The organism is Stenotrophomonas maltophilia group sp. msm4 (assembly GCF_032025605.1).
Lineage (GTDB): Bacteria > Pseudomonadota > Gammaproteobacteria > Xanthomonadales > Xanthomonadaceae > Stenotrophomonas > Stenotrophomonas sepilia.
Genome location: NZ_JAVSKK010000003.1, coordinates 420,981 through 435,046 on the forward strand (window position 1 = coordinate 420,981; position 14,066 = coordinate 435,046).

Sequence of the window (14,066 nt, forward strand, 5' to 3'; positions counted from 1 at the left end):
GCCAAGGTGGGTGCGTGTTCCGCTCCGGTGGGTGCCGACCTTGGTCGGCACACATGCACGGAGTATCGCTATCGGATGATTCGTGCCGGCCGAGGCCGGCACCCACCAGAAGCGGACGGTCCCGCGTTACGCCACGCGGCCGCGGCGCGCGCGCTCCAGGTGCACCAGCAGCAGTGAGATCGCTGCCGGGGTCATGCCCGGAATACGCTGCGCCTGGCCGATGGTCTGCGGGCGCACCCGCTCCAGTTTCTGCAGTGCTTCGGCCGACAGCCCGCGTACCGTCGCGTAATCGAAGGCTTCGGCGATCGGCGTGGCTTCGTGCCGCTGCTGGCGCTCGATCTCCTCGCGCTGGCGGTCCAGGTAGCCGGCGTACTTCACGCCGATCTCCACCTGCTCGGCCACCTTGGCGTCGGCCACGGCCGGCCCCAGCGATGGCACCTGCATCAGCTGCGCGTAATCCAGCTCGGGGCGCTTGATCAGGTCCAGCACGTTGGTCTCGCGGCTGACCGCCACGCCCAGCGTGTCCTGCACTTCGCGGCCCAGCGCATTGGCCGGGGTCGCCCACAGCGCGCCCAGGCGTGCGCGCTCGGCAGCAACAGCGGCCTGCTTGGTCTCGAACGCACCCCAGCGACGGTCATCCACCAGGCCCATCTCGCGGCCGGTCGGGGTCAGGCGCTGGTCCGCATTGTCCTCGCGCAGCTGCAGGCGGTACTCGGCGCGGCTGGTGAACATGCGGTACGGCTCGTTGGTGCCGTGGGTGATCAGGTCATCCACGAGCACGCCCAGGTAGGCCTCGTCGCGGCGCGGGCACCAGCCGTCCAGCCCACGCACCTGGCGTGCGGCGTTGAGGCCGGCCAGCAGGCCCTGCGCGGCGGCTTCTTCATAGCCGGTGGTGCCGTTGATCTGGCCAGCGAAGAACAGGCCGTTGACCAGCTTGGTCTCCAGCGACGCCTTCAGCCCGCGCGGATCGAAGAAGTCGTACTCGATGGCGTAGCCTGGGCGGGTGATGTGCGCGTTCTCGAAGCCACGGATGCTGCGCACCATCTCCAGCTGCACGTCGAACGGCAGCGAGGTGGAAATGCCGTTGGGGTAGATCTCGACGATGCCCAGGCCTTCGGGTTCGACGAAGATCTGGTGGCTGGCCTTTTCGGCGAAGCGCACCACCTTGTCCTCGATGGACGGGCAGTAGCGCGGGCCGATGCCTTCGATCTGGCCGCTGTACAGCGGCGATCGGTGCAGCGCGTCGCGGATGATCTGGTGGGTCTGCTCGGTGGTGTGGGTGATCCAGCAGCTGACCTGCTGCGGATGCTCGTCCACCGAGCCGAGGAAGGACATCACCGGCCGCGGCGAATCGCCCGGCTGCTCGTCCATCACGCTGTAGTCCAGCGAGCGGCCATCGATGCGCGGCGGCGTGCCGGTCTTCAGGCGGTCCACCTGGAAAGGACGCTCGCGCAGGCGCGCCGCCAGCGTGGTGGCCGGCGGGTCGCCCATGCGGCCGGCGGCGTACTGGGTCGGGCCGACATGGATCTTGCCGGCCAGGAAGGTGCCGGCGGTCAGCACCACGGCACCGGCGTCGAAGCGCAGGCCGGTCTGGGTCATGACCCCGCGCACGGCGTCGCCTTCAATGACCAGGTCATCGACGGCGGCCTGGAACACGGTCAGGTTGGCCTGGCCTTCGACGATGGCGCGGATCGCCATGCGATACAGGTTGCGGTCGGCCTGGCAGCGGGTGGCGCGCACGGCTGGGCCCTTGGAGGCGTTGAGCGTGCGCCACTGGATGCCGGCGCGGTCGGCGGCATGCGCCATCGCACCGCCCAGGGCGTCGATTTCCTTGACCAGATGGCCCTTGCCGATGCCGCCGATGGCCGGGTTGCAGCTCATCGCGCCCACTGTTTCGATGTTGTGGGTCAGCAGCAGGGTGCGCACGCCGGTACGGGCCGCGGCCAGCGCGGCTTCGGTGCCGGCGTGGCCACCGCCGATGACGATGACGTCGTAACGATGGAAGGACGGGTTCATGGGGCTGTTCAGCTGGGGGCGGGCGCGGCCGGGGCGGCACCGGGGTGGCGATTTTAGCGCCATTCGGGGCCGCGACGTCGGCGCCGGCCGGCTTCCGTCGAAATCAGCCCTAAAGTTGGCAGGATTTTTGCAGATAACCCAATAGCACCCACCGTGGCTGGCGCCGCAGGCGCCCGTGACCGGAATTGGAACAGGGGCCGGTACAGGCGCACGGTGGGGGAGCAGGGGGCCGGCAGTCGGGGGACTGCGCGGCCCTGTTTTTTTCTGGAGGCTATCGGGAGAGCTCCATCCACGCATGGCGTGGATCTACTGATGACGGGCCTTGGGTAGATCCACGCATGCGTGGATGCCGTGGCGGCGGCACCAGAACAACGTGCCCCAAAAACAAACGGCCCCGCACTGCGGGGCCGTCTGCCTTCAGAGGTGCCGACATCCGACAGGGCCGGAACAGGGGGGATCCAGATGTTCCTGTCGGATATCGACGTAGAGCTTTTTGCGGCGGCCCGTGTCGTTTTTGTCACTTTGTGACGCGGGCCGTCACTGGCCCCGTAGAGTGCGGCTTGGACCGTGTGAAATGCAATACGGTTCAGCGCTCAACTGTGCGCTGCGTCCCACGATCCATGTTGCGCCAGGGGGAACCGTTCATTCTTGGCGCACTCGGCGCCGGAGCCGGACGGGCCGGCGGCGGGGGCGCAGAGGGCTGGCTGTTCGATTGCGGCGGGCGGCGCATCGAGTCCATGTTCCGCCACGGCGAACCGCCGTTGTACGACGGCCGCGACGGCGGCGGCGGGCGGTTCTCGCCGCCGTTGCCGGGTGGGCGCGGTGGCGGGCGGTGGTTGTGCGGCGGGCGGTAGATCGGGCGCGAGTAGTACGGATTGCCATAGCCGCCGTAGTAGCCGCCATAGCCGCCGTAGTACGGGTAGCCGTAGTTGTAGGGATAGCCGGCGGGGTAGCGGTACTCCACCGACGGCGCACCGTGGTAGTAGCTGCCGCTGCGGCCACCGCCGACATAGTCGTAGGTGGTGCAGCCGGTCAGGGCCAGCATCAGGCCACCGGCAAGCATCAGGCGCGTTTTCATCGTGGGTCCCCCCAGAGGACGGGTTGTACAGTGAGCTTCATGCGCAGGCGTTGAATCGGCCCTTAACTTCACTGTCCAGGATGAATGGAGGTGAAGGCTGCCATGCTGGCATGACCTGTGCCGGGGTCGCCAGCAGGGAGCCATACGTTAATCTTGCGTCATGAGCGATTCACTGTTGCCCCGTGCCGATGATGTCCTGGCTGCCGCTGCGCGGATCGCGCCGCACGCCAGCGTGACCCCGGTGCTGCGCTCGCGCACGCTGGATGCGCTGGCCGGCGCGCAGCTGGCGTTCAAGGCCGAGCATCTGCAGCGCGGTGGCGCATTCAAGTTCCGCGGCGCCTGCAATGCGGTGTGGTCGCTGGATGCCGATCGCGCCGGCGCTGGCGTGGTCACCCATTCCTCCGGCAACCACGGCGCCGCCCTGGCCCTGGCCGCGCGCACCCGTGGCATTCCCTGCCACGTGGTGGTGCCCGAAGGTGCAGTGGCGGCCAAGCTGGCCAACATCGCCCGCCATGGCGCCACGCTCTGGCGCTGCCCGCCGACCGTCGCTGACCGCGAGGCCAGTTGCGCCAAAGTACAGGCTGATACCGGCGCGACCCTGGTCCATCCTTATGCGAACCCGGCGGTGATGGCCGGGCAGGGCACCGCAGCACTGGAGCTGCTGCATAGCGACGGCCCGTTCGACGTGCTGGTGGTACCGGTGGGCGGCGGTGGCCTGGCCAGCGGTACCGCCCGGGCCCTGCAGCTCGCCAGCCCGCAGACCCGGCTGGTGCTGGCCGAGCCGGCCGGCGCGGACGACACCGCGCGCTCGTTGGCCGCTGGCGAGCGCCAGGGGCCGTTCACCCCGGACACGATCTGCGACGGTCTGCGCACCCTGATCGGCGCGCCCAACTTCGAGCTGCTGCGCGCGGCCAACGCCGAGGTGATCGTGGTCGATGACGCGGCGACGGTGGCGGCGATGCGCTTGCTGTGGGAGGTCCTCAAGCAGGTGGTCGAGCCGTCATCGGCGACCGTGCTCGCCGCGGTGCTGGCGCAGCCGCAGCGTTTTGCCGGCCTGCGCGTGGGCCTGGTGCTGTCCGGCGGCAACGTCGACCTGCCCGCACTGCGCTGGGGCGCGCCGTGAGCCGCGACCGGCACCGGCATCGCACTGGCCTGCTGGGCTGGCTGTGGCGGTTGTTTGTCCTGCTGGTGATCTGGCTGCTGGGCGTGACTGCCTGGATCGTCTGGGTCGGCGAGCGTGACCAGGCGGCCAAGGCCGACGCCATCATCGTGCTCGGTGCGGCGGCCTATGACGCCAAGCCGTCGCCGGTATTCGAAGAACGCATCCGTCATGGGCTGGATCTCTATGAGGCCCGGTTCGCGCCACTGCTGATCTTCACCGGCGGCTATGGTGGTACCGGCGCGCGCTTTTCCGAGTCACAGGTGGCGCGGCGCTATGCGCTCAAGCACGGCGTGCCGGACGATGCGATCCTGATCGAGACTGCCTCGCGCAACACCGTGCAGAACCTGGTGGAAGCCAAGCGGCTGATGGACCAGCGCAACCTGCACCGGGTGATCATCGTCAGCGACCCACTGCACATGGCGCGTGCGCTGCGCCTGAGCAAGGCGCTGGGCATCGATGCACTGGCCTCGTCCACGCCCAGCACGCGCTTCCGCAGCTTCCACACCAGTTGGCGTTTCCTGGTGCAGGAAATCTATTTCTTCCACCGCGACCTGGTGCGGCCGCCGCTGAGTTCGCCGGCCAACACCTGAGGCGGGAGCCTGATTTGGGCGGCTACCATTCGGTAGTGCCGGCCGCTGGCCGGCAGATGCCCATCATGGAAACGTGAGGTTGCCGGCCAGCGGCCGGCACTACCAGGCGATCAGGTCTGCTTGCGCCGGATCGGAATCGCCGAAACCGGCACTGAGGCCACGTCATGCCCGCCTTCGCGGATCGGTGCGCCCCGGTCCGGTGCCCAGGCATGGGCATAGATCACTTCCCAGCTGCTGGGCAGCTTGCCGTCGGCGCGGCGCATCGGTTCATACGCTGCTGCCGCCGCAGCGAAACGGCCACGCCCGGTCAGCGTGTGGCGGCGATCCACCCGCGCATTGGTCGCGCCCATCGCGCGCAGCTCGCGCATCAACGAGGGCAGGTCGTCGTAGGTCAGGGTGAACAGATCGCGGTCCAGCACCGGGTCGCGGAAGCCCGCCATCATCAACGCATCGCCGAACTGGGCGATCTGCGCGAAGCGGCTCACGTGCGGGCGGTCATCGGCGGCGGCGAAGGCCTCGTTGAGTTCGATCAGGGTTTCCGGGCCGAAGGTGGAACACAGCAGCAGGCCACCGGGCTTGAGCACGCGACGGAAGCCAGCGAACACCGCCGGCAGATCGTCCACCCACTGCAGGCACAGGTTGCTGAAGATCACGTCCACGCTGTTGTCGGCCAGCGGCAGCGCGGCGGCGTCGCCGCACAGGCGCTGGAACGGCTTCCACCAACCGGCCTGGCGCTTGGCCTGGTCCAGCATCGGCAGTGCCACGTCCAGCGCGATCACCTGCGCCTTCGGCCAGCGCTTCTTCATCAGCGCACTGGCGTGGCCGGTTCCGGCGCCAATGTCCAGCACCACCTCGGGCTTGCGTGCTTCCAGGTAGTCCAGCGATTCCACCAGCCGCGCCTGCACCTCGCGCTGCAGGGCGGCGGCGGCGTCGTAGCTGGTGGCGGCGCGGGCGAACGCGCGGCGGACATGGCGGGCATCGAAGTGGGACGGCATTGCGAAAGTCTCTTAGAACGTACCGGGGTAGGCGCCGCCGTCGATCAGCAGGTTCTGCCCGGTGAGGTAACCGGCGTGTGCACTGCACAGGAAGGCGCAGGCGGCGCCGAATTCGTCCGCCGTGCCGAAGCGGCCGGCGGGAATCTGCTGGCGGCGGCGTTCGGCCACTGCGCCGGCATCGCCGTCCTTGCCCGCAGTGTGGGCGAAGTTGGCGCGCAGGCGGTCGGTGTCGAACTGGCCGGGCAGCAGGTTGTTGATCGTGACGTTGTGCGCCACGGTGCGGCGCGACAGGCCGGCGACGAACCCGGTCAGGCCGCTGCGCGCGCCATTGGACAGCGCCAGGATGTCGATCGGGGCTTTCACCGCCGACGAGGTGATGTTGACGATGCGGCCGAAGCCACGCGCGATCATTGCGTCCACGGTGGCGCGGATCAGCGCGATCGGCGCCAGCATGTTGGCGTCCAGCGCGGCAATCCAGTCGTCGCGCTCGAAAGTGCGGAAGTCGCCTGGCGGCGGGCCACCGGCATTGGTGACCAGGATGTCCACCTGCGGGCACGCGGCCAGCGCCGCGGCACGACCGGCGTCGGTGGTGACGTCGGCGGCGACCGCGCGCACCTCAGCGGCACCGGGCAGGGCGCTCAGCTCCGCGGCGGCAACCTGCAGTGCCTCCTCGCCACGGGCCACGATCACCACGTTGACGCCCTCGCGCACCAGCGCACGCGCGCAGCCCAGGCCCAAGCCCTTGCTTGCGCCGCAGACCAGTGCCCAGCGGCCGTTGATACCCAGATCCATGCGTCAATCCCGTGGAATGAGGAAGGCGCTCATTGTCCGCCATCGGCCGGTGACAGGCCGGCAACGAAGTGTTGCAGGGCGCTGGCCACCTCGTCGGCATGGCCGAGGAAGGGCGCGTGGCCGCCATGGGCGATGGTCAGCGCCTGCGCACCCGGGGCCAATGCCGCAGCGGCCTGCATCGCCGCCGGAGACACCAGCCGGTCGCGCTGGCCGGCGATCCACAGGCTGGGCCTGGCCAGCGTCGGCAGTGCGCCGCGCAGGTCGGTGCTTTCCAGCAGGCGCAGGCCTTCCAGCAGAGCGCGTTCGGTGGGCGCGCCGCGCTCGACCAGGCGCTGACGCAGCGTGCGCAGCTCCTCGCGGGCGTGCGCCGAGCCCATCACGTCCAGCGCCAGGAAACGCTCCAGGGTGCCACCGAAATCGGTCGCCAGCGCGCGCCCGAACTGCTCGAACACCGCCGGCTCCACCGCATGCGGCCAGTCGTCGCCACGCACGAAGCGCGGCGTGGCCGCGATCATCGCCAGCCCGCGCACCTTCGGCAGCGTCGCGGCGGCGTGCAGTGCGAACAGCCCGCCCAGTGACCAGCCGCACCACACCGCCGGCGGCGTGGCCGCGGCAATGGCGTTGACCACAAATGGCAGGCGCAACGGTGTGGTGTCTTCGCGGCTGTGGCCATGGCCCGGCAGATCAACCAGATGCAGGGTGAACCGCTCGGCCAGGCGCTGCACCAAGGGTGCGAACACACCGCCCTGCAGGGCCCAGCCATGAATCAGTACCAGGTCCGGCCCCTGGCCGGTGACGTCGATATGCATGGGAAAACGACAGCTGGCTCAGGCAAAGACAGGCAACGGCGGTGGCGCGGCGTCACGCACCGCCAGATCCACGCGATCGCGCGCGCTGGCGACCGCGTCCACCAGGCCACGCACCTGTTCCGGCGTGTGCAGGGCGGACAGGGTGACACGCAGGCGCGCCTTGCCTTCGGGCACCGTGGGCGGACGGATCGCGCCGACCAGCCAACCGGCCTGTTCCAGTGCCTTGGACATCGCCACAGCGCGGTGATCGTCACCACACAGCAGCGGCTGGATCGGCGTTTCCGAAGCCATCAGGTCCAGGCCATGGCGGCGTGCCTCGCTGCGGAACAGCGCGATCAGGTCGTTCAGTTTCGAGCGGCGCAAGTTGTCACGGCGTGCCAGGCGCACCGCTTCCAGTGCAGCGGCGGCCAGCGGTGGCGGCATCGCCGTGGTGTAGATGTAGGGGCGTGCGGTTTCGGCCAGGTGCTCGACCAGATCGTCGCGGCCCAGCACCAGCGCGCCGGAACCGCCCAGTGCCTTGCCCAGCGTGACCAGCTGAAGCGGCACATCGTCCACGCCCAGCCCGGCGGCGGCCACGGCACCACGGCCGTCACCGACCACGCCTACGCCGTGCGCATCGTCCACATAGAACAGCGCCTGCTGCAGGCGTGCCACAAGCGACAATGCACGCAGCGGTGCGATGTCGCCATCCATGCTGAAGACACCATCGGTGGCCAGCATCGCCGCGCCGTCGGGCGCGTGCTTGAGCTGGCGCATCGCGCCTTCGGCATCAAGGTGCGGATAACGGCGCAGGCGCGCACCGGCCAGCCGCGTCGCATCCAAGAGGCTGGCGTGGTTGAGCTTGTCCTGCACGCAGACGTCGTTCTCTTCGCTCAGCAGTGCCTGCTGCACGGCCAGGTTGGCGGCGAAGCCACTACTAAACAGCAGCGCGCGCGGGTAGCCCAGCCACTCCGCCACTTCGCGCTCCAGCGCGTCATGCAGGGCGTGGTGGCCGCAGACCAGGTGCGATGCACCCGCGCCGGTGCCTTCGCGTGCGGCGGCATCCTGCAGCGCGTTGACCACGCTGAACTGCTGGGCCAGGCCCAGATAATCATTGCTGCAGAAGCCGGTCAGCCACTGGCCGTCCACTTCCAGGCGCACGCCATCACGGCGGTTGACCGTGCGCCGCGTGCGGCGACGGCCCTGGGCATCGCGCAGGGCGCGCTGGGCGTGGAGGCGGGCGGTCAGGTCGGGGCGGGCCATGGCGGCTGAATGCGGCGACGGGGCGGCTAGGGTAGCGCGTTGCCGCGACGCCTGCTTGCGGCCTGTCTCAGGCCGCGTGAGCACAGCCACAGCCGGGCGCTTCGGCGCTGATATCGGCGTGCACGGTGCCACCGTGGTCGTGGCCCTCGGCGTCCACCTGCATCGCCATCGGTTGCAGGCCCAACCGCGCGAACAGGGCCAGGTCGCGCTCGCTCTCCGGGTTACCGGTGGTCAGCAGCTTGTCGCCGTAGAAGATCGAGTTGGCACCGGCCACGAAGCACAGCGCCTGCAGTTCGTCACTCATGGCTTCGCGCCCGGCCGACAGCCGCACCATCGAACGCGGCATGGCGATGCGTGCCACCGCGATCATGCGCACGAACTCGAACGGGTCCAGCTCGGCACTGCCATGCAGCGGGGTACCCGCCACCTGCACCAGCCTGTTGATCGGCACCGAATCGGGATGCGCCGGCAGCGTGGCCAGCGCCAGCAGCAGGCCGACGCGCTGCGCGCGCGTCTCGCCCATGCCGACAATGCCGCCGCAGCAGGTCTTCAGGCCGGCCTCGCGCACGTGCTCCAGCGTGTCCAGGCGGTCCTGGTACTGGCGCGTGTGGATGATCGAATCGTAGTAGTCCGGCGCGGTGTCGAGGTTGTGGTTGTAGTAGTCCAGGCCGGCGTCCTTCAGCGCACGTGCCTGCTCGCCGCTGAGCATGCCCAGCGTGGCGCAGGTTTCCAGGCCCAGCGCCTTCACCCCGGCGATCATCGCCGCCACCTTCGGAATGTCGCGGTCCTTCGGCGAACGCCACGCCGCGCCCATGCAGAAGCGCGACGCACCGGCGGCCTTGGCCTGGCGCGCCTTGGCCAGCACCGCGTCGGTGTCCATCAGCTTCTGCGCGTCCACCCCGGTGGTGTAGCGCTGTGCCTGCGGGCAGTACGCGCAGTCTTCAGGGCAGCCGCCGGTCTTTACCGACAGCAGCGTGGAGACCTGTACCTGGGCCGGGTCGAAGTGCTCACGGTGGACCGCAGCGGCGCGGAACAGCAGCTCGGGGAACGGCAGATCGAACAGCGCCTGCAGTTCGTCGTGTTGCCAGTCGTGGCGGATGGCAGCAGCCATGGCGGACCTTGGGTACGAGTGGAGCGAGGGCGGCAGTGTGGGTGGGCTGGTGAGCGCTGTCAACTTAATTTTATAGGTAAAGGTTTACATTGAACGGCCGCCATGAACGGGCGTTACGGTGTAAGTTCATTGCTGCATACGGACGCGCGAACACATGCCATGAACAGCTACCAGTCCTATTCGATCCGCCGCGACGCGGTGCTGTGCAGCCTGGCCGAACTACCTGACGGCGGCCTGCGCGTGGTGCTGGATGATCTGCGTCAGGCCGATGCGCCGGGGCAGTGGAAGAATCACACCTTCGTGACCTTCAAGGACTACCCGGCGGGGGAGCTCGATCCGGCGATGCTGCCGAAGGAGGAGCTTGAAGCATTCGGTCACTATGTCTTGGTTCGCTTGTTGGCGATAAACGGTTGCCTGCGTGATACGGACGAAGGCCCTGACAGCGATGTCCCTCTCACCGACCAGTAGCGGCAAAGCACCGCCGCGCTGACCGACGAAGGCAATCGCCCGGATCGATGCGCAACTGCGTTCCCACTGCGATGGACAGTTCCGAAACATCGCCTGCATCGAGGGGATGGCGATGTCGCTGGACCCGCAGCGCCACCCCGGCATTGCCGATGTCTTCTACGCCCAGCGTGTGCGCGAACGGGTCGCGCGCGGCGTACTGGAAGTGCGGGGTGCAAAAGCGCCGGTGGCGGGAGCGCCTGCGCGTCCAGCGATGTACGTCGGGGCATTTCACCGCATCCTGCAAGGCCTTCAGCCACAGTAGCCGCTGTCCGCCTTCCTCCGCAGCGTCCAAACTGCCCGCATGACCGATCTCCATCGCCTCCGCGGCCGCATCACCGCGCTGGTTCTCAGTGAGGCCTGGCGCCGCCGTGCCGCGCTCTGGGGCGGGGCTGTGGCCGTAGCGCTGGTGGCCATCCTGTTCGCCAAGGCCAGCGACGCGGCCTTCCATCTGTTCCAGCGCATCACCGCGCGCTCGCCGTGGTGGGCCCTGCTGCTCACGCCCGGCATCTTCGCGTTGCTGGCCTGGCTGACCAGTGGCGTGCTGAAGCCCACGCGGGGCAGCGGCATTCCGCAGGTCATCGCTGCGTTGGACAAGCCCGATGAGCCGTTCCGGAAAACCAACCTTTCCCCAGCGGTTTCGGCCGGCAAGCTGTTGCTGACCTCGCTGTCGCTGCTCGGCGGCGCGTCGGTTGGGCGCGAAGGTCCCACGGTGCATGTGGGCGCGAGCCTGATGTATCTGTTCGGCCGCTGGTTCGGCTTCAAGGATCCACGCGAACTCTCGCACTTCCTGCTGGCGGGTGGTGCAGCGGGCATCGCCGCGGCATTCAATACACCGCTGGCGGGCATCGTGTTCGCCATCGAGGAGCTCAGTGGCCGTTTCGAACATCGCTTCTCCGGCACCCTGTTGACCGCAGTGATCGTCGGTGGCGTGGTGTCGCTGGGCCTGCTGGGCAACTACACCTATTTCGGCCATGTGAGCGCGCGCCTGCCGCTCGGCCAGGGCTGGCTGGCGATCCTGCTGTGCGGCGTAGTGGCCGGGTTGCTGGGCGGATTGTTCGCGCGCGCGGTGCTGGCCAGTGCGGCGGGGCGCCCCCGTTGGCTCGGGCAACTACGGCAGCGGCATCCCGTGTTGCTGGCCGCAGGCTGCGGGCTGGTGGTGGTGCTGCTGGCCCTGGCGTTCGGAGAAGGTGCATTCGGCACCGGCTACGAACAGGCGCGCAGCCTGGTGCAGGGGCAGGCGATGGTGGGCCACGAGTTCGGTCTGATGAAGCTGCTGGCGAACCTCGCATCGTACGTAGCCGGTATTCCCGGCGGCCTGTTCTCGCCGGCGCTGGCGGTCGGTGCCGGCCTTGGCCACAACCTGGCCGTACTGATGCCGGGCGTGGACCCGCGCGCGTTCGTGCTGCTGGGCATGTGCGCCTACCTGACCGGCGTCACCCAGGCCCCGCTGACCTCGGCGGTGATCTCGCTGGAGCTGACCGACAGCGGTGATCTGCTGCTGCCGATCCTGGCCACGGTGCTGATCGCGCGCGGCGTGTCCGGGCTGGTGTGCCGCGTGCCGATCTACCGCGGGTTGGCGGAGATGTTGATGGTGCCGAAAACAGAGCCAGCTGATAGGCCTCACTGATTGCCTTGATCAACAGGACCAATCATCTCGAATCTTCACTCCAGCAGTGAAGCTGATTCCGCGCTGCACCGTCTACCCCATGCGCGGCGCGCCGCTGAAGATGCATCGACACCGGGGCTGCACCCGGACCCGCATCGAGAGCACCATGATCAACTGCCGTATCCGCAGCCTGGCGGCTGCCGTCCTGGCCCTGGCCAGTTCCCCCGCGCTGGCGATGTCCGGCGCGCCCATGCTGCCCAGCGAGCGCAGCATCGGCACCCTCGAACCGGTGGCGCGTTTCGAAGGTGCCATGCCCACCAGCGTGGCGGTATCAGAAACCGGGCGCATCTTCGTCAACTTCCCGCGCTGGGGCGATGACGTGAGCTACAGCGTGGCCGAATGGCGCGACGGCCGCGCCGTTCCCTATCCGGATGCGCGCATCAACAGCGCGGACGGAGCCGACCCGGCTGCACACTTCATCAGCGTGCAGAGCGTGGTGGCCGATGGCCAAGGCCGGCTTTGGGTGTTGGACACTGCAGCGCCCGGATTCTCCGCACCGCAGGCCGGTGGCGCCAAGCTGGTGGCGATCGATCTGGCTACCAATACCGTGGCCAGGACACTGGTGTTCCCGGCCAACGTCATCGACGCGCGCACCTACGTCAACGCTGTGCGCTTCGATTTCCGGGTCGGCCGCGAGGGCGTGGCCTACGTGACCGACTCGTCGCTGAGCGGTATCGGCGGCATCATCGTGATCGACCTCGCTACCGGTAGCGCCACCAAGCGCCTGATCGGGCATGTGTCCACGTCAGCCGACCCGACCTTCGTACCGATCGCGGAAGGGCAGCAGATGCGGCTGCGCAACGCGGATGGTTCGACGCAGCCGTTCACCGTGGCCGCCGATGGCATCGCCCTGTCGCCCGATGGTGGCACCCTGTTCTACACGCCCTTGTCCAGCCGTCATCTGTACAGCGTGCCGACCGCGCTGCTGCGCGATCCGAAGGTGAGTGAAGCGGAACTGGCGGCAGCGGTGGTCGACCTGGGCGACAAAGGCGCCTCCGATGGCATGGAGATGGACGCCAACGGGCGGTTGTATGCCAGCGACTACGAGCACAACGCCATCCATGCCCGCGACGCGCAGGGGCGATGGACGACGGTGGTGCACGACCCGCGCATCCTGTGGCCGGATACGCTGTCGATGGGGCCGGACGGCTATCTGTATTTCACCGCCAACCAGCTGCATCGACAGGCCGGCTTCAATGGTGGAGTGGATCGCCGGCAGACGCCGTACATGGTGTATCGCACGCGGGTGGATGCCGCGCCGGCGCCCACGAGGTGAAGTGATCCGGTAGAACGGTGAAAGTTCCTACGGCTCACCGGGAACACCGCCGATGGCATCGCGCCATCGAGGTGCTCACGCTGCAACGTATGCCTGCCTTTCCCCGCGCCGTCTGCAGCCTGCAGTCCGTGCTTCGCCTGCTGCTGCCATTGCGCTGCCTGGTCTGTGACGACCCAGGCCATGATGGCCTTGACCTGTGCTGCGCCTGCCTCGCCGGACTACCCTGGGCCGGCCGCGCCTGCCTGCGTTGCGCGCTGCCGTTGCCGGACGCCGCCCTGATCGTCTGCGGCAGCTGCCGCGAGGAGGCGCCGCCGCAGGCCGCCACACATGCCAGCCTGCTGTACCTTCCACCCGTCGATCAGCTGCTGGTGCGTTACAAGTTCCACCAGGACCTGGCGGCCGGGCGCTTGCTTGCCCAGCTGATGCAGCGCGCACCACCGCCCTGGTCGTGCGCGCCGCTGGTGCCGGTGCCGCTGCATGGGCGGCGCCTGCGCCAGCGCGGCTACAACCAGGCCGGCGAGCTGTGCCGGCTGCTGCCGTTGCCGGTCTGGCATGGGCTGTACCGGCGGCGGCATACGGCGCCACAGTCAGAACGCACGGCCGAGCAGCGCAGGGAAAACCTGTTCGATGCGTTTGATGTACGCGGTCCGGTGCCACCCCGATTGACCGTGGTTGACGACGTGATGACCACCGGCAGTACGGTGATGGAGATTGCCGAAACGCTGCGCTGCGTGGGCGCTGAAGAGGTGCGGGTATGGGTGTGCGCGCGGGTGCCGTGATCGCTGTCTTCATCGCCAGGGGATAGGATGTGGCCGGTTCCGG

The 14,066-nt window shown here is 68.6% G+C and carries 14 protein-coding genes; 6 read left to right on the plus strand and 8 right to left on the minus strand.

The genetic code is table 11. The features are described 5' to 3' along the window. Positions 1–126: 126 nt before the first annotated feature. Both mnmG and ROV93_RS16165 read right to left on the minus strand, forming a co-directional pair. Positions 127–2,016: a tRNA uridine-5-carboxymethylaminomethyl(34) synthesis enzyme MnmG gene (gene mnmG / locus ROV93_RS16160; RefSeq protein WP_005420137.1), complete on the minus strand. Its 1,890-nt coding sequence runs from the start codon at positions 2,014–2,016 to the stop codon at positions 127–129. Positions 2,017–2,602: 586 nt separating this feature from the next. Then, positions 2,603–3,094: a hypothetical protein gene (locus tag ROV93_RS16165; protein WP_072168008.1), complete on the minus strand. Its 492-nt coding sequence runs from the start codon at positions 3,092–3,094 to the stop codon at positions 2,603–2,605. 160 nt (positions 3,095–3,254) lie between these two features. Between ROV93_RS16165 and ROV93_RS16170 the strand changes: the two genes are divergently transcribed. Beyond that, entirely contained in the window at positions 3,255–4,217 is a 963-nt protein-coding gene (locus tag ROV93_RS16170; RefSeq protein WP_072168007.1) for a pyridoxal-phosphate dependent enzyme, read from the plus strand. Then, entirely contained in the window at positions 4,214–4,846 is a 633-nt protein-coding gene (locus ROV93_RS16175) for a YdcF family protein (RefSeq protein WP_080376938.1), read from the plus strand. The genes ROV93_RS16170 and ROV93_RS16175 overlap by 4 nt, the downstream gene beginning before the upstream one ends. Positions 4,847–4,956: 110 nt before the next feature. Here the strand turns inward: ROV93_RS16175 and bioC are convergent, their stop codons facing one another. The 5 genes from bioC to bioB all read right to left on the minus strand — a co-directional run bounded on the left by bioC (position 4,957) and on the right by bioB (position 9,795). Continuing rightward, positions 4,957–5,841 carry a malonyl-ACP O-methyltransferase BioC gene (gene bioC / locus ROV93_RS16180; protein ID WP_072168006.1) on the minus strand — a complete coding sequence of 295 codons (885 nt, stop codon included), beginning with the start codon at positions 5,839–5,841 and terminating at the stop codon, positions 4,957–4,959. A gap of 12 nt (positions 5,842–5,853) precedes the next feature. Beyond that, on the minus strand, positions 5,854–6,633 hold the full coding sequence (locus ROV93_RS16185; RefSeq protein ID WP_072168005.1) for an SDR family oxidoreductase: 780 nt from the start codon (positions 6,631–6,633) through the stop codon (positions 5,854–5,856). A 29-nt stretch (positions 6,634–6,662) separates the two neighbouring features. Further along, positions 6,663–7,442: a pimeloyl-ACP methyl ester esterase BioH gene (gene bioH / locus ROV93_RS16190; protein ID WP_072168004.1), complete on the minus strand. Its 780-nt coding sequence runs from the start codon at positions 7,440–7,442 to the stop codon at positions 6,663–6,665. A gap of 18 nt (positions 7,443–7,460) precedes the next feature. Further along, entirely contained in the window at positions 7,461–8,684 is a 1,224-nt protein-coding gene (gene bioF / locus ROV93_RS16195; protein ID WP_312540373.1) for an 8-amino-7-oxononanoate synthase, read from the minus strand. Positions 8,685–8,751: 67 nt separating this feature from the next. Next, complete coding sequence (bioB, locus tag ROV93_RS16200) at positions 8,752–9,795, minus strand: biotin synthase BioB (RefSeq protein ID WP_072168002.1); 1,044 nt, start codon at positions 9,793–9,795, stop codon at positions 8,752–8,754. 159 nt (positions 9,796–9,954) lie between these two features. Here bioB and ROV93_RS16205 point away from each other — a divergent pair, with 159 nt between their 5' ends. Beyond that, positions 9,955–10,263: a hypothetical protein gene (locus tag ROV93_RS16205; RefSeq protein ID WP_072168001.1), complete on the plus strand. Its 309-nt coding sequence runs from the start codon at positions 9,955–9,957 to the stop codon at positions 10,261–10,263. On the opposite strand, the gene ROV93_RS16210 is transcribed toward ROV93_RS16205, so the two are convergent. Beyond that, entirely contained in the window at positions 10,250–10,618 is a 369-nt protein-coding gene (locus ROV93_RS16210; RefSeq protein WP_180890741.1) for a hypothetical protein, read from the minus strand. The two genes, ROV93_RS16205 and ROV93_RS16210, sit on opposite strands and share 14 nt — an antisense overlap. On the opposite strand from ROV93_RS16210, the gene ROV93_RS16215 reads away from it, so the two are divergent. The 3 genes from ROV93_RS16215 to ROV93_RS16225 all read left to right on the plus strand — a co-directional run bounded on the left by ROV93_RS16215 (position 10,604) and on the right by ROV93_RS16225 (position 14,023). Further along, a complete protein-coding gene (locus ROV93_RS16215) occupies positions 10,604–11,929 on the plus strand; it encodes a chloride channel protein (RefSeq protein WP_072167999.1) in 1,326 nt (441 codons plus the stop codon). The two genes, ROV93_RS16210 and ROV93_RS16215, sit on opposite strands and share 15 nt — an antisense overlap. A 145-nt stretch (positions 11,930–12,074) precedes the next feature. Beyond that, positions 12,075–13,244, plus strand: coding sequence for an L-dopachrome tautomerase-related protein (locus ROV93_RS16220; protein ID WP_072168070.1), 1,170 nt, complete (start codon positions 12,075–12,077; stop codon positions 13,242–13,244). A gap of 89 nt (positions 13,245–13,333) precedes the next feature. Then, the gene (locus tag ROV93_RS16225; RefSeq protein ID WP_072167998.1) at positions 13,334–14,023 is read left to right on the plus strand and encodes a ComF family protein; all 690 of its coding nucleotides are present in this window, start codon (positions 13,334–13,336) and stop codon (positions 14,021–14,023) included. Positions 14,024–14,066: the final 43 nt, after the last annotated feature.